This window comes from Halobacterium bonnevillei (genome assembly GCF_009831555.1).
In the GTDB taxonomy this organism is placed as follows: Archaea; Halobacteriota; Halobacteria; order Halobacteriales; family Halobacteriaceae; genus Halobacterium; species Halobacterium bonnevillei.
The window spans coordinates 1-14,163 of record NZ_WUUU01000073.1; the positions used below are offsets into that span (position 1 = coordinate 1).

Genomic DNA, 14,163 nt, shown 5'->3' on the forward strand with positions numbered 1-14,163 from the left:
CTCTGCCAGATCGGCACGGAGCGCGCGCTCGAGGCCGCCGCCGAGTACGCCGACGACCGCTCGTACATCGTCGAGACGGAGGCCGCGAAGGCCGCCGACGCGCTCGAAGACGACGCCGCCGAAGCCGCCGCGTAACCCCGCTCGTTCCCCGTCGACGTCATTCTCGTGCTAGCTGGTTCGCGTACCCCCTACTCCGACCGCTGACAGTCGGCCGTACATTGAAGTACCAGACCGGCACCAACTGGCCGCGTGCTGCTCCGCGTGCTGGTCGCCGTCGCAGTCGCGTCCGCGACAATCACCGGCGTCGCCCCGAACCCGGCGACGCACGGCGATAGCGGCGAGTTCGTCACCGTTCACTTCGACGAGCCGACCAACACATCCGGCTGGACGCTAACCGACGGCGATTCGACAGCCGCACTGCCGAACCGCACGCTGACGGGAACGGTCGCGTTCTCGACGGACCCGGAGGCCGCCAGCGACCGGACCAGTCATCCAGTCGTCGGGCTGTCCGGGTCCCTGTCGCTTTCGAACGCCGGCGGACGCGTGGCGCTCCGGGCGGACGGAGAGCCCGTCGACTCGCTGGCGTATCCCAGCGCCCCGACCGCTGAACGCTGGGACGGCCAGTCGTGGACACCGCTGGGCGCGACCGACTTTGCGCCGTTCTCAGCGTCGAACGTCTCCGTCTCGGCGTTCGCGCTCCCCGACGACGCCGAGCCGCCCCTGGACGTCGTCGAATCCGCGGACAACCGCCTCTCCCTCGCCGGCTACACGTTCACGTCAGCACGTGTTACGCGCGCGCTGGTCGACGCCGCGAGGCGCGGAGTCGCGTCCGGGTGCTCGTCGAGGGCGGCGTCGCCGGTGGTGCGCCGAGCCCGGAAGCCGAACGCCTCGACGCGCTTCGCTCGGCGGGCGTCGACGTCCGAGTGCTCGACGGTGAGCGAGCGCGCTACAGTTTCCACCACGCGAAGTACGCCGTCGCCGACGACCGGGCCATCGTCCTCTCCGAGAACTGGAAGCCGTCGGGGACGGGTGGCCACGGCAACCGCGGCTGGGGGCTGGTCGTCGAAGACCAGGCCGTCGCCGACCACCTCACGGCCGTGTTCGGCGCGGACCTCGACTGGGCCGACGCGAAGCCCTGGCGGCGGGTTCGCGAGAACTTCACCGTCGTCGATGGAGCGGCCGCGAACGACACCTACCCGACTCGATTCCCGCCAGTGGACGTTCGAGCCGACGAGGTCAGCGTGCTCGTTGCCCCGGACAACGCCCGACGCGGGGTTCGCGACCTCGTCGCGTCCGCCGACAAGTCGCTGCTGGTCGAACAACCACGCCTCGACCCCGAGGGCGCGTTCACGAACTGGACCGTCGACGCTGCACGGCGCGGCGTCGAGGTACGCGTCCTCCTCTCTGGGAAGTGGTACAACCGCGAGGGGAACCGGAACACCACGCGGCGACTGAACCGGATCGCCGCCGAGGAAGGACTGGCCCTGGACGCGAAACTCGTCTCCCCGCGGTCGCGCTTCGAGAAGGTTCACGTGAAGGGCGCCGTCGTCGACGGCGAAACGGCGGTGGTCGGTAGTCTGAACTGGAACGACCACGCAGCCACCGAGAACCGGGAGGTCGTCGTGGTGGTCCACGACGACGTGGTCGGGGACTACTATCGCAGAGCCTTCCGCGCGGACTGGCGTGGCGGCGCGTGGCGACTCCCCGTGGGCCTCGGGGTCGCCGTCGCGGCCGCCGGGCTGTTCGCCGGTGCGTGTGCGCGACGCGTCCGGTTCGAAGGTGGGACAGAACGCCGCGGAACTGAACGCGAGAACGACACCGAGACCGGGAGCGAAAACGAGAGCGAAAACGGGAGCGGGACCGACTGAAGCGCTCCGTTCGGGCAGGCTCCCGTCCGAGACCGACTACCGCTTGGGGGCGCTGTGGAGTTCCTCGTCGAGTTCCGCTTCAGCCATCTTCTCGATGAGGGCGTCCAGGACCTGCTGGCGCATCCCGGGAACGAAGCGGATGGAACCGACGACGAGGTGGCCGCCGCCCGAAACGCCGGCGCCCGGAAGTTCCGCGTTGAGTTCCTCGACCATCGTCGGGATGTCGAGGCGCACGCCGTCGCTGCGGAGGACCGCGAAGTCCGGGCCGTAGCCGATGGTGATGACGGGTTCGCCCGTCTCCTCGACCTTCCGGTCGTGGACCTCTCCGGTGGTCTTCCCGGGTGCGGGGTACGTGAACCGGTGGGCGTGGTTCTCCACGTCGATGCGGTAGAGGTTCGCGCCGTTCGCGACGCGCTCGTGGTCGACGTGGCTCTCAACGGCGTCGAGTTGCTCGGCGACGTCCTCGTCGGCGCGGTTCGCGACGAACGGCACCAGTTCGCGGTGGCGGTCCTCGTCCCCGTTGACGTTCAGGACGTCGTTGATGAGTTGCGTCCCGGGGTCGTAGCGGAGCATGTACGCCTCGTAGTCCAGCGCTTCGCTGATCTGGTGGAGGAACTGCTCGTCGTAACCGGCGTCGCGAGCGAGTTCGAGGTAGTCAGTCATCGCGTCCGCCTTCGAGCGGTCCGACAGACCCGCGACGGCGGGCACGTGCTCGAGTTCGTCCGTCAGCCCTGGGTAGAGCATGCGCGCGAGTTCGACGCACAGCATGCCCGTAGTGATGCGGTAGTCCTCGCCGTGGAGGTACGGGTTGACGTGCTCGTCGACCAGGGGGTCGACCGCCTCCGGGTCGGGATGGTGGTGGTCGACGACGACGATGGGGATGTCGTAGTGGTCCAGCGCCTTGTAGGCTGGCGTGTCCTCCTCCGTGCTGCCGTTGTCCAGCATGAGCAGGAGTGGGAGTTTCTGGCCGTGGCGGGCGCGGTCCTCGAGGGCGAAGTTGAGGTCGCGGGTGGCGTCCTCCATCTCGTAGTACGGCGCCTTGCTCGGGAGGCGCTTGAGGAGGTGGCGGCCGGCGTCGCCGTCCTGGTGGGCGTCCTCGATGAACTTCGTGAGCGCGTACTGCACGGGGACGCTGGCGCACATGCCGTCGCCGTCGGCGTGATGGCGCATCCGGATCGGGCGGCCCTCCAGGACCGCGCGTCGCAGCGTTCGCGCAACCGACCGGAGCTCCGGCAGCATCTGTTCGAGCGCCGGCCACTCGACCAGCGGGTCGATCTCGGCGGGTTCGGCGAGTTCGTCGAGCGCGGCCTCCAGACGGCCGGCGACGTCAGCGGCGTCCTCGGCGTCGAGCACGTCCAGTTGCGTCACTTCGACCTGAAAGGTGCCGTCCCGCTCCTCGACGTCGCCTTTCACGTGGACGAGGTCGCCGACGTCGACGTCGGGGTGGGCGCGAACGCCCGCGGCCTCGAACGACGTGCAGGGGACCGCGCTGGTCTCGTCCCGCACTCGGAAGATGGTGGGGCCGCCGGTCTGCTTGATCTGGACGACTTCACCCTCGATGTGGACGGTGTCGCCGACGTGCTCGCCGACGGCGTCGGCGGCGACGCGCTCGTAGTCGTGCTCGCGGTCGACCGTCTCGTAGTCCTCGAGGCTCGCGAGTTCGAAGCTGAGGTCCCCGTTGTCGCGGACTTCTGTGAGTTTCACGACGGCGTCGTCGCCGACCTCGAACTCCCGGTCGCCGTCGAACGTGGATTCGTGGACGAGGCCCGAGACGTGCTCGGAGAGGTCCACGAAGATGCCGTACTCGACGACGCCGTTGACCGTGGCGTGGTAGTACTCGTCAGTCGCGACCTCCTCGGCAGTACACGAGGGCTGGAGGTCGACGACGGCCGGGGCGCCAGCCCCGTCGTCGGCGGAAGCGTCAGTCATCTTGCTGTAGGATTCGGTACGTGCGTTTTTAACCCTTTTCAAGGGCGTTTCCGCGCGAGCTGCGTGCCCGCGTGCGACCCGATTCGGCCCCCGGAACGACCAGCGTCAGGTCCGCTTCGCGGACGCCGAACTGACGACGCGCGGTGGCTTTCGGGCGTTCCGGAAGCCTCAACAGTCGCGACCCCCCACACTCTGGTATGCTCTTCGGTGGGCGTCCCGAGGTGGTCGGCATCGCCGAGGAAGCCCTCGAGTTCGCGTTGGAAGCCGCAGAAGACAGCCACCCCAACGAGTACCTCGGCCTGCTCCGTGCCTCGCTGGCGAGGGACTTCGACATCCGGGCAGACGACGGCTACCTCGTGACGGACGTCCTGATGGTGCCGGGAACGGAGACCAACCCCGTGAGCGCGACGTTCCAGTCCAGCCAGGTCCCCAACGACATGCGGACGGTCGGCAGCGTCCACTCCCACCCGAACGGCGTGCTGTCGCCCTCGGACGCCGACCGCTCGATGTTCGGCCGCGGCGAAGTCCACATCATCCTCGGCGCGCCCTACGACTCCCGGTCGTGGCGCGCGTTCGACAGCGAGGGCGAACCGACCACCCTCGACGTCTACGACGTCGCGCTGCCCGAACCCGAATCGTTTTTCGACTTCACGCAGGAAGACATCGACGAAGAACTCGAATGAGACGAGTCGTCGCGCAGGGGACCTTCGACATCATCCACCCCGGCCACATACACTACCTCGAGGACGCGGCGTCGATGGGTGACGAACTCCACGTCATCGTCGCACGCCGCGAGAACGTCACACACAAGGAATCGCCGATTCTCCCGAACCGCCAGCGCCGGGACGTCGTCGGCGCGCTCGACGTCGTGGACGAAGCGCGCGTCGGCCACCCCACGGACATCTTCACCCCGATCGAGGAGATCGACCCCGCGGTCATCGCACTCGGGTACGACCAGCACCACGACGCCGACGCCATCCAGGCCGAACTCGACGACCGCGGCATCGACTGCGACGTCCGCCGTGCCTCCGGCCGCGACAAACGCTACGACGAGGAACTACTCTCCACCGGCGACATCGTCGACCGTATTCTCGAGGAACGCGGCTAGTCACTGTCGTTTCGGGGTGTTGCTACTGGCTCGTTGTCGTATCTTCCGCCGAGGCCCAGCGCCTGGCCGTTGAGACGCACGATGGACGGCACACCCCGTTTCGTGGTAATCTTTAACAAACAGGTTGCCGAAGTTACAGACGCGTTCTCTGTGCTGGAGGCGGGGTCGGAGGGCGATCAAGGCGTCGGACAGAACGAGCGCAGGGTGACAAGCCAATGCCGACGTACATCCACCTCACGAGTTACACTGGAGAGGGCGTTCAGAACATCGCGCACAGTCCCGATCGACTCGACGATGCGAAAGAACTGGCCGCATCCTTGAATGGCGAATTCAAACACTTCTTCCTCACGTTCGGCGAGTACGATATCGTCGCAGTCACGGAATTCCCGGACGACGAGACTGCAGCGCAATTCGCTCTCGGCGTCGCCAGCGAAGGAGCAGTCGCCACGGAGACGCTCAAGGCGTTCCCCGAGGACGAATACCGCGAGGTAATCGCCGGCATCCCCTGAGGAGGGCAGCAGCCCCTGGATTGGCTCCGAACAGTGTTTTCTACGGCGGTTCTCGAATCCACCTGGCCGACCGAAGTGATGGAGCAGTCGGCTGTATTCAGACCGGTGTTCGTGAGGGGGCCGGTAGAGTTCGTCGCTGCTGGATAGAACGACCCCGAACGACTGCCTGTCCGGATTACAGGCCGAGTTCGCGGCCGATGACGAGGTGCTGGATTTCGCTGGTGCCTTCGCCGATCTCCATGAGTTTGGCGTCGCGGAAGAAGCGCTGGGGGGCGAAGTCCGTGGTGTAGCCGTAGCCGCCGAGGGTCTGGACGGCATCTTCGGCGACTTCGCGGGCGGCTTCGCTTGCGTCGAGTTTCGCGAGCGCGGACTCCTGGGTGACTGATTGGCCGGCGTCGTACCGGCACGCGGCCTTCCGGGTGAGGACGCGTGCGCGCTCGGTCTTCCGGTGCATGTCCACGAGTTTGTTCCGGATGGCGTCGAACTCCGAGATCGGGTGGCCGAACTGCTCGCGCTCGGTGGCGTACTCCTTCGCGGCGTCGAACGCGCCCTGCGCGAGTCCCGTCGAGAGCGCGGCGATGGAGATGCGGCCGCCGTCGAGGGTCTTCTTCGTCTGCTCCCAGCCCTCGCCCTCCTCGCCGAGCAGGCGCTCGGCGGGAATCCGGCAGTTGTCGAACTTGATCTCGCAGGTCGGGGACGCGTTCAGCCCCATCTTGTCCCACTCCGTCGTGACCTCGAAGCCGTCGTCGGCCTCGGGGTCGACGATGAACGTCGAGATGCCGTCGTAGCCCGCTTCGGGGTCCGTGACGGCTTTCACGACGACACTCCCGGCGACCGAGGCGTTCGTGATGAACTGCTTCGTGCCGTCGAGGACGTACTCGTCGCCGTCCCTGACTGCGGTCGTGTCCATGTCGCTGGCGTCGCTGCCGCTCTCCGGTTCCGTGAGCGCCCACGACCCGAGGTACTCGCCCTCCGCGAGCGGCCGGAGCCAGCGCTCTTTCTGCTCGTCGGTCCCGAACAGTTCGATGGGTTTCGACGCCAGCGAGATGTGCGCCGCGTACGAGAGGCCGATGGACCCGGACACGCGGCCGAGTTCCTCCGTCACCAGCGAGTACATGAGCTGGTCGCCGCCGAGGCCGCCGTACTCCTCGCTGACGGGGACGCCCATCACGTCGAGGTCGGCGAGTTCGTCGAACACCGCCTCGGGGAACCGGTGTTCCTCCTCGATCTCCCACGCGATCGGCTCGATCTCAGCCTCGCAGAACTCCCTGACGGTGTCCCGAATCATCCGGTGCTCGTCGGGAAGGTCGAAGTCCATGCACCAAAATTTGCCACCGGCCGCTTAAACACACCGGAACCGCAAGTGCCGGGAGTCCCGTCAGTTCCAGGGCGCGCCGTCGAAATCGACCTGGCGCTGCGTCCGGTCGATGGCGTCGATGCGCTCGACGTCCCGGGGGTCCAAGAAAAGCCGGCGCGCCCGATAGTTCTCCCGGATGTGGGCTGGCGACGTGGACTTCGGAATGACGGCGACGTTCTCCTTCGACAACAGCCACGCAATCGCCACCTGTGCCGGCGACGCGTCGTGCTTCTCGGCGACCGAAGCCAGTACCGGGACGTCGGTCACTGCGCCCTTCGCGAGCGGCGAGTACGCCACGAGGTGGTGGTCGTATTCCCTGGCGTAGGCACGGAGTTCGTCCTGTGGCAACAGCGGATGGCACTCGACTTCGTGTGCGAACACGGGCGCGCCGAGGTGGCTGCGTGCCTCGTCGAGCAGTTCCGGCGTGAAATTCGAGAGGCCGACGTGACGAATCAGGCCCTGGTCGTAGAGTTCGTCGAACGCCGCGAGCGTGTCCGCCGGGTCGTACGCGCGTATCGGCCAGTGAACGTACAGGAGGTCGATGACCTCGACGCCGAGTCGGTTCCGGCTGGCGCGAGCGTGCTCGAGGACGTCCTCGTAGGCCAGGTTCCGCGAGTGGATTTTCGTCGCGACGAACACGTTCTCGCGGTCGACGTCCGCCTCGGCGATGGCGTCGCCGACGGCGGCCTCGTTGTCGTACATCTCTGCGGTGTCGACGTGGCGGTAGCCGATGTCCAGCGCGTGCTCGACGCTGGCCTTGCAGGTGTCGTGGGGGAGGTCGTACGTGCCGATGCCGACGCCTGGGAGGTCGTGTGCGGTCATGGGGTTGTCGAGAGCTTCCGACCAGACGAACTAAAGCGCTCCCTGGAACGCAGAAGAGTTAGTATACAGATGGGTTTCGGAGAACCAGTCGACGAGGCGCCGACTGGAGCCGGGTGGTGCCGCCGGACCTATGACCTGGGGGAGCCAAAGGCCGCTGTGAGCATCCGCCAGTTGGTCCGTGGGACGGTCCCGTGGGAGTCCCTGGAAGCCGTCGCGCGGGAAGTCGCCGACCGCTACGACCAGCAGTCGGTGCGCGTGACGTTCCTCGAGACGGACAACTGGCTGTCGACGCCCTGCGTCGTCGACGACCGCTGGTTCGTGAAGGTGATCTCCGGGCAGAACGCGCTCGTGCACGCGCTGTTCACGGGCGCCCGGAACCTCGGCGCGTTCTCCAGCGGCCGCGAGGGGTTCTTCGAGCCCTTCGACGGCCCCGTGGAGATGGCCGAACACGAACTCGAAGCGACGCGGAAGCTACGGGACCTCGGCGTGAACGCGCCGGAGCCCGTGGAAGCGTTCGAAGTGAACGGCCTCGGCGTGCTGGTCCTGGAGTACCTCCCGGAATTCGAGCCGCTCGACGAACTCCCGACCGAGGACGTCGAACGGCACACCCCCGCGCTGTTCGAGGCGCTGGCGACGATGCACGAGAACGGCGTTGCGCACGGCGACCTGCGCGGCGAGAACGTCCTCGTGTCGGACGACGAACTCTACTTCATCGACGCGACGAACGTCGCTGACGACCAGATCAGCGGCGCCCGTGCGTACGATCTCGCGTCCGCGCTCGCGGCCCTGGAGCCGCTCATCGGGGCCCGGACCGTCGTCGAACTGGTGATGGAGAACTACGAGCCAGCAGCCGGCGAGCGGACGCGAGCGGAGAACGCGGCGGCGCTCCTGGACGCACAGGACTTTCTCGGGTTCGTTCAGATCCGACCGGACCACGCGTTCGACGCGGCGTCGCTCACGGGCGAAATCGAGAAGGCCGCGAGCGCTCGCGACGACGCGAACAGGTGACCGTGGACCGCGCGCACGGCGCGGAATTTTAGAGGCGGATGCCGAACTCGCTGGCGAGTACCTCGTTCCACTCCGAGGGCTGGATAGTCCATTCGGTCGTTTCTCCGTCCGCGACGCGAGTGAGCGTATCCGCGTCCAGGGAGAGGGTGCCGTCGGGCGTCGACCGCGCCACAATCGGGCCGGACGTGAACGTGCCGTCGGGTTCGTTCGCGAGATAGTCGCACGTCGCTTCGAAGTAGGGTAGCGCGCGCGGCGTCGTCTCGAACCTGTACCGGATCGACCAGTCCGCACCAGGTTTCCGGAGTTTGAGCACGTAGTCCGAGAGCGGCGTGTCGTCGGGGTCGACGCGCCACTGGACGCCGACGGCGTCCGCGACGGAAGTGCCGTCCAGAGGGACCGGCGTCCTGAGCTGGGGGGTCCCGCTCCCGACGTCCACGACGTAGGATTTGTCGAGGTGGACCACTGTCGTGTGGTGGTTCGCCGGCGGATGCCCGAACTCGCCCTCGTCGGTGACGCGGCCCGCACACCGGTCGACGTCGTAGCCGAGTTCGTCCAGCAGCCACGCCCAGAGGCCGTTGAGTTCGAAGCAGTACCCGCCGCGGCGCTCGTCCACGAGTTTCTCGTAGAGGTCCGGGAGGGACAGGGAGACGCCGTCGCCGTCGGCCGCGCCGTGCGGGTCGCCGACGATGTCGAGGTTCTCGAAGGGAACGTGCTGGAGGTGCGCGCTCACGAGACGGTCGAGGGTCTCGTAGTCGGGTGACACTGCTGCAGCCCGCAGGTCGGTGAGGCCGATGCGCTGGAGGTAGGCGTCGGGGTACACGAGGGGTCTATCGGACTGGAAGCCCTTAGTCGTCCGCTGAACGCGATTTCAGTCGGACCGCTGTCGCATTTCAAAACGGGGGTTCCGGGAGCCGCCCGCCCATGGAAGGTATACCTTTTTCACCGTTGTAGTCCGTCTTCTAGGGCGATGACGCACCAACATTACATCGACGGCGAGTGGGTAGACGGCCACGGCGACGAGACGTTCGAGAGCCGGAATCCCGCAAACGGCGAGACGCTCGGTGAGTTCCAGCGCGGCACACCTGACGACATCGACGAAGCCCTCGCGGCGGCCGACGCAGTCGAGGACGAGTGGCAGAGCCTGTCCCGAATCGACCGCGCGGAGTACCTCTGGGACATCTACCACGAACTCAAGGACCGCCACCAGGAGCTCGGCGAAGTCGTCACCAAGGAGTGCGGGAAGGAGATCGACGAGGGGAAAGCCGACGTCGCGGAAGCCTGGCACATGGTCGAGTGGGCGGCCGGCGACGCTCGCCACCCGAAGGGCGACATCGTTCCCTCCGAGATTCCCGCGAAGGACGCCTACATGCGACGGAAGCCCCGCGGCGTCGTCGGCTGTATCACGCCGTGGAACTTCCCGGTCGCCATCCCGTTCTGGCACATGGCCGTCGCGCTCGTGGAAGGCAACACCGTCGTCTGGAAGCCCGCCGAGCAGACGCCGTGGTGCGGCCAGGTCATCGCCGAGATGTTCGAGGACGCCGGCATCCCGGACGGCGTGTTCAACATGGTGCAGGGCTTCGGGGACGTCGGCGCCCGCATCGTCGACGACAATCGCGTGGACACGGTGCTGTTCACCGGGTCCGCCGAGGTCGGCCAGGAGGTCGCACAGAAGGTCGCAGAGGACCCCGGCAAGCTCGCGGCCTGCGAGATGGGCGGGAAGAACGGCATCGTCATCACCGAGGAGGCTGACCTCGACATCGCCGTCCACTCGGCCGTGATGAGTTCGTTCAAGACGACCGGGCAGCGCTGCGTGTCCAGCGAGCGCCTCATCGTCCACGAGGACCTCTACGACGAGTTCAAGGAGCGGTTCGTGGAGGTCGCCGAGAAGGTCGCTGTCGACGACCCGCTCGGCGAGAACACGTTCATGGGCCCGGCAATCGAGCCCGAGCACGTCGAGAAGATCCAGAAGTACAACGACCTCGCGCGAGAGGAGGGCGCGAACGTGCTGGTGGACCGCGCGGAACTCAGCGACGACGAGATTCCCGAGGGCCACGGGGACGGTAACTGGGTCGGCCCGTTCGTCTACGAGGTCGACTACGACCCCGACCTGCGCTGCATCAAGGAGGAAGTGTTCGGGCCGCACGTCGCGCTCATCGAGTACTCGGGGGACATCGAGCGCGCCGTCGAGATCCACAACGACACGCCGTACGGCCTCGCCGGCGCGGTCATCAGCGAGGACTACCGGCAGATCAACTACTACCGCGACAACGCGGAAGTCGGCCTGGCGTACGGCAACCTGCCGTGCATCGGCGCGGAAGTCCAGCTGCCGTTCGGCGGCGTGAAGAAGTCCGGGAACGGCTACCCGAGCGCCCGCGAGGTCATCGAGGCCGTCACCGAGCGCACCGCGTGGACGCTGAACAATTCGAAGGAAATCGAGATGGCCCAGGGTCTCTCCGCGGACATCAAGACCGAAGACGACTAACGTCGCTAGTCCGCCATCTCGGCACCTGGTGGAATCTCCAAGGGCGACCGAGGCGCGGAACCCAGTGAGCGCCGAGGGAGGGCTTGGATTTTGAGGAAATCGAGATGGCCCAGGGTCTCTCCGCGGACAGCAAGACCGAAGACCACTAACGCCGCTAGTCGGCAGTCCGCTATCTCGCCCGTCCGGTTTTTCTGACCACCGCCGCGCGTACCTGTGGGAAGTTTTAACTAATTGTGGTGTGCCAGCGGGTAACGTAGATGCCCTCCACCGGTGCTGACGCACCGCGATTCACGACCGTCGACTGGGCCGACGAGGCCAGCGGACTCCCCCGCGTCCAGGTCCGCACGGTCGGGTTCGTGGTCGCGTTGCTCGCGCTCGCCGCACTGTTCGCGTACGACTACTCGGTCTCCCCGAACTCGCTGGTGTGGTCGTGGGACCTCACCAGGATGGACTGGCTGAGTCTGCTCGCCGGCGTCGTCGGCGTCAGGTACGGCGTCGTTCCGCTGGTCGTGGACCGCGACCGCACTACGCGGTACGTCGCCGCACTCGGCCGGCAGCCGGCGGCCGTCCTCAGCTTCGCGTACCTGTTCGCGTTCGCCGTCCTCGGGATTCTCGGCCCGGAGACGTTCGGGTACGCCACCGCGGACTTCACGCGGGAACTCCAGCCGCCAGTCTACACGAGCGTCAACGCGGACCCGTTCGTGAACTACGCCTGCATCGGCGACATGGTGAACGAACGCTGCCACGGCACGTGGAAGTACCCACTGGGGACCACCCGCGTCGGCGAAGACGTCGCGAAGTTCGTCGTGTACGGGATGCACATCGCGTTGAAACTCGCGCTCAGCGCGGGCATCCTCATGGTGCTCGTGGCGACGGCCGTCGGGACGGCAGCGGGGTATTTCGGCGGCTGGATCGACGACGTCCTCATGTGGTACGTCGACATCCAGCAGACCATCCCCGCGGTCGTCGTCTACATCATCGTCGCCTACACGTTCCTCGACGACGGCCTGTTCACGCTCGCGCTCGTCTTCGGCCTCTTCGACTGGGGCGGGATCGCTCGCCTCCTCCGCAGTGAGACGCTCAAGCGCCGCTCCTCCGGCTACGTGCGAGCCGCACGGAGCGCCGGTGCGAGCCACCTCCACGTCCTCCGGAAGCACGTCGTCCCGAACGCCGCCGACACAATCGTCACGGCGCTCACCCGCCAGATTCCGGTGCTCATCCTGATCCAGGTGGCGCTGTCGTACCTCCAGCTCAACACCGTGAACCTCCGGTCGCTGGGCGAAGTGCTCACTCGCGGCCTCTCCACGAATCCCGTCCCGTGGTTCCAGCGGTGGTGGGTGATGGGGTCCGTCGTCGTGTTCCTGGTGGTGACGGTCGTCGCGTTCAATCTCCTGGGTGACGCGATCGGTGACGTCCTCGACGGGCAGACGGAGGTGCGGTGACGATGTCGCTGGTGAAGTACACCGCCCGGCGCGGCGCGCTCGCGGCCGTCGCCGCGCTGGTCGCCATCTCGCTGACGTTCCTCGTCGTCGCGACGAACCGGTTCTATCCCGTCGACACGCCGCTCACCCAGCAATACGCCGATTACGTGCTCGGCGTCCTCAGACTCGAGTTCGGGTACTCCGACTCGCTGCGCCGCCCGGTCAGCGACGTGCTCGTGGCGTCGGTGCCGCGGACGCTCGCGTACGTCGTCCCCGCCATCCTGTTCACGTACACGCTCGGCATTCTGGGCGGTCTAGCCGCCGCGTACGGTACGAACCGCCGCGACACGGCCGCGCGACTGTTCGCGTACGTCATGCTCGGCGTCCCGACGATGGTGGTCGGGAGCCTCCTCGTGTACGAACTGATGAAACACACCTGGTGGGCGTCTCACCCACAGTGGTGCACGGCGGACGGGTTCGTCCAGAAGTGCTGGCCGCCGTTCACGCAGCAGAACGTCCCGTTCCTGGGGGCGACGGAGGGCGGGTGGGGGCTCAGAACGGCGACTGGCTGGCCGAACACGGAGCCGTGGCGAACAATCAATCACCGCTACCTGCTGCCCGCGGCGGTGCTGTCGGTCGGCCTCGCGACCGGCCTCTTCCGACAGGCCCGGCGAGCGGCGCTGGAACACAGGGCGTCGTCGGTCTCGAAGATGCTCGCCGCGAAGGGCGCCAGCGACACCCTCGACGCGAGACACGCGCTCCGGAACGCGGCGTTGCCGCTGCTGTCGGTCTCGTTCGCGGAACTGATGTCCGTGTTCACCATCTGGGCGTTCGTGGTCGAGGCCATCTTCCACGTTCCGGGCATCACCGCGTTCGTCCAGATTGCGGTCCGGACGAGGGATCTGCCGCTCTTGGTGGGGACGACGGTGGTGCTGGCGCTGCTGGGCGTGGCGTTGAGCTTCCTGCAGGACGTCCTCTACGGGTACCTCGACCCGGAAGTCGGGGAGTCCTGACCCTGCCGGCGGACGGACCGCCAGGCCGGGGGTCGTTTCCGAGCGAACAACGAGACCTTCTTTAGCGGGACTCGGTTCGTCGTACTCGTGGAGCCTGGCATCCTCGTCGCGCTCGCGGCCGCCGTCATCTTCGGCGTGTACCTGTTCGTCGTGAAGCGGTACTTCGCGGACTACCCCACGCCGACGTACATCCTGTTCGCGAACGTCTCCGGCATCGCCTGGTACGCGCCGGTCGCCGCGACGACGATGCCGGCCGCACCGCTGTCCGGCTTCGACGCGTCCGCAGTCGGCCTGCTTGTCGGGTCGTCGGTCGCGACAGGGTTCGCGTTGCTCGCGTTCTTCCACGGACTGCAACTCGGCGACGTCTCTTACGTCGCCCCGATCAGCAAGGTCGTCCCGGTCTTCGTGCTCCCGCTGGAGGTGGTCCTGCTGGGCGAGCGGCTGGGGCCGCTGCAGGTGGTCGGCGTCGTGGTCATCACGGTGGCGCTGTACGCGGCGAACTACGAGCCCGGGGAGCTCCTGCCGAGAGAAGCGCCACGTCATCGGCGAGCAGTTCATCCGGGAGTTCGAGACGGTCGCCGACGAGGTGGACGCGGACTACCTCGTGCAGGGCACCATCTACCCGGACCGCATCGAGAGCGAGGGC

Annotated in this window: 12 protein-coding genes and 3 pseudogenes; 11 read left to right on the plus strand and 4 right to left on the minus strand. The window is 67.1% G+C overall.

All coding sequences use genetic code 11. The features are described from left to right. Nucleotides 1–135: pseudogene (locus GRX66_RS10135) on the plus strand (HEAT repeat domain-containing protein); the annotation flags it as partial. A gap of 698 nt (nt 136–833) precedes the next feature. Further along, a complete protein-coding gene (locus GRX66_RS10140; protein ID WP_325064052.1) occupies nt 834–1,868 on the plus strand; it encodes a phospholipase D-like domain-containing protein in 1,035 nt (344 codons plus the stop codon). A gap of 36 nt (nt 1,869–1,904) precedes the next feature. Here the strand turns inward: GRX66_RS10140 and GRX66_RS10145 are convergent, their stop codons facing one another. Continuing rightward, on the minus strand, nt 1,905–3,797 hold the full coding sequence (locus tag GRX66_RS10145) for a DHH family phosphoesterase (RefSeq protein ID WP_159526454.1): 1,893 nt from the start codon (nt 3,795–3,797) through the stop codon (nt 1,905–1,907). Between the two features lie 197 nt (nt 3,798–3,994). On the opposite strand from GRX66_RS10145, the gene GRX66_RS10150 reads away from it, so the two are divergent. The 3 genes from GRX66_RS10150 to GRX66_RS10160 all read left to right on the plus strand — a co-directional run bounded on the left by GRX66_RS10150 (nt 3,995) and on the right by GRX66_RS10160 (nt 5,414). After that, entirely contained in the window at nt 3,995–4,480 is a 486-nt protein-coding gene (locus tag GRX66_RS10150) for a Mov34/MPN/PAD-1 family protein (RefSeq protein WP_159526455.1), read from the plus strand. Next, a complete protein-coding gene (locus tag GRX66_RS10155) occupies nt 4,477–4,905 on the plus strand; it encodes an adenylyltransferase/cytidyltransferase family protein (protein WP_159526456.1) in 429 nt (142 codons plus the stop codon). Before GRX66_RS10150 ends, GRX66_RS10155 begins: the two co-directional genes overlap by 4 nt. A 215-nt stretch (nt 4,906–5,120) precedes the next feature. Continuing rightward, entirely contained in the window at nt 5,121–5,414 is a 294-nt protein-coding gene (locus GRX66_RS10160) for a GYD domain-containing protein (RefSeq protein ID WP_159526457.1), read from the plus strand. Between the two features lie 175 nt (nt 5,415–5,589). Here the strand turns inward: GRX66_RS10160 and GRX66_RS10165 are convergent, their stop codons facing one another. Then, nucleotides 5,590–6,732, minus strand: coding sequence for an acyl-CoA dehydrogenase family protein (locus tag GRX66_RS10165; protein ID WP_159526458.1), 1,143 nt, complete (start codon nt 6,730–6,732; stop codon nt 5,590–5,592). 60 nt (nt 6,733–6,792) lie between these two features. Further along, nucleotides 6,793–7,593 (minus strand): aldo/keto reductase, encoded by an 801-nt coding sequence (locus GRX66_RS10170; protein WP_159526459.1) that lies wholly within the window; start codon nt 7,591–7,593, stop codon nt 6,793–6,795. A gap of 156 nt (nt 7,594–7,749) precedes the next feature. Here GRX66_RS10170 and GRX66_RS10175 point away from each other — a divergent pair, with 156 nt between their 5' ends. Next, nucleotides 7,750–8,601, plus strand: a complete 852-nt coding sequence (locus GRX66_RS10175) for an RIO1 family regulatory kinase/ATPase domain-containing protein (RefSeq protein WP_325064053.1) — start codon at nt 7,750–7,752, stop codon at nt 8,599–8,601. Between the two features lie 28 nt (nt 8,602–8,629). Here the strand turns inward: GRX66_RS10175 and GRX66_RS10180 are convergent, their stop codons facing one another. Further along, complete coding sequence (locus GRX66_RS10180) at nt 8,630–9,421, minus strand: arylamine N-acetyltransferase family protein (RefSeq protein WP_325064054.1); 792 nt, start codon at nt 9,419–9,421, stop codon at nt 8,630–8,632. A 147-nt stretch (nt 9,422–9,568) separates the two neighbouring features. Here GRX66_RS10180 and GRX66_RS10185 point away from each other — a divergent pair, with 147 nt between their 5' ends. The 5 genes and pseudogenes from GRX66_RS10185 to GRX66_RS19960 all read left to right on the plus strand — a co-directional run. Then, a complete protein-coding gene (locus GRX66_RS10185) occupies nt 9,569–11,083 on the plus strand; it encodes an aldehyde dehydrogenase family protein (RefSeq protein WP_159526461.1) in 1,515 nt (504 codons plus the stop codon). Between the two features lie 257 nt (nt 11,084–11,340). Further along, nucleotides 11,341–12,525 carry an ABC transporter permease gene (locus tag GRX66_RS10190; protein WP_159526462.1) on the plus strand — a complete coding sequence of 395 codons (1,185 nt, stop codon included), beginning with the start codon at nt 11,341–11,343 and terminating at the stop codon, nt 12,523–12,525. A 2-nt stretch (nt 12,526–12,527) separates the two neighbouring features. After that, nucleotides 12,528–13,517 carry an ABC transporter permease gene (locus GRX66_RS10195; protein ID WP_159526463.1) on the plus strand — a complete coding sequence of 330 codons (990 nt, stop codon included), beginning with the start codon at nt 12,528–12,530 and terminating at the stop codon, nt 13,515–13,517. Nucleotides 13,518–13,667: 150 nt separating this feature from the next. Beyond that, nucleotides 13,668–13,952: pseudogene (locus tag GRX66_RS19955) on the plus strand (EamA family transporter); the annotation flags it as partial. Nucleotides 13,953–14,043: 91 nt separating this feature from the next. Then, a pseudogene (locus GRX66_RS19960) lies at nt 14,044–14,163 on the plus strand (glutamine-hydrolyzing GMP synthase); the annotation flags it as partial.

What these genes read in the sequence shown, in the direction of transcription:
- GRX66_RS10165 (WP_159526458.1), bottom strand. Translation starts at nt 6,732, where the DNA reads ATGGACTTCGACCTTCCCGACGAGCACCGGATGATTCGGGACACCGTC.
- GRX66_RS10150 (WP_159526455.1), top strand. Translation starts at nt 3,995, where the DNA reads ATGCTCTTCGGTGGGCGTCCCGAGGTGGTCGGCATCGCCGAGGAAGCC.
- GRX66_RS10160 (WP_159526457.1), top strand. Translation starts at nt 5,121, where the DNA reads ATGCCGACGTACATCCACCTCACGAGTTACACTGGAGAGGGCGTTCAG.
- GRX66_RS10145 (WP_159526454.1), bottom strand. Translation starts at nt 3,797, where the DNA reads ATGACTGACGCTTCCGCCGACGACGGGGCTGGCGCCCCGGCCGTCGTC.
- GRX66_RS10195 (WP_159526463.1), top strand. Translation starts at nt 12,528, where the DNA reads ATGTCGCTGGTGAAGTACACCGCCCGGCGCGGCGCGCTCGCGGCCGTC.
- GRX66_RS10155 (WP_159526456.1), top strand. Translation starts at nt 4,477, where the DNA reads ATGAGACGAGTCGTCGCGCAGGGGACCTTCGACATCATCCACCCCGGC.
- GRX66_RS10170 (WP_159526459.1), bottom strand. Translation starts at nt 7,593, where the DNA reads ATGACCGCACACGACCTCCCAGGCGTCGGCATCGGCACGTACGACCTC.
- GRX66_RS10185 (WP_159526461.1), top strand. Translation starts at nt 9,569, where the DNA reads ATGACGCACCAACATTACATCGACGGCGAGTGGGTAGACGGCCACGGC.
- GRX66_RS10190 (WP_159526462.1), top strand. Translation starts at nt 11,341, where the DNA reads ATGCCCTCCACCGGTGCTGACGCACCGCGATTCACGACCGTCGACTGG.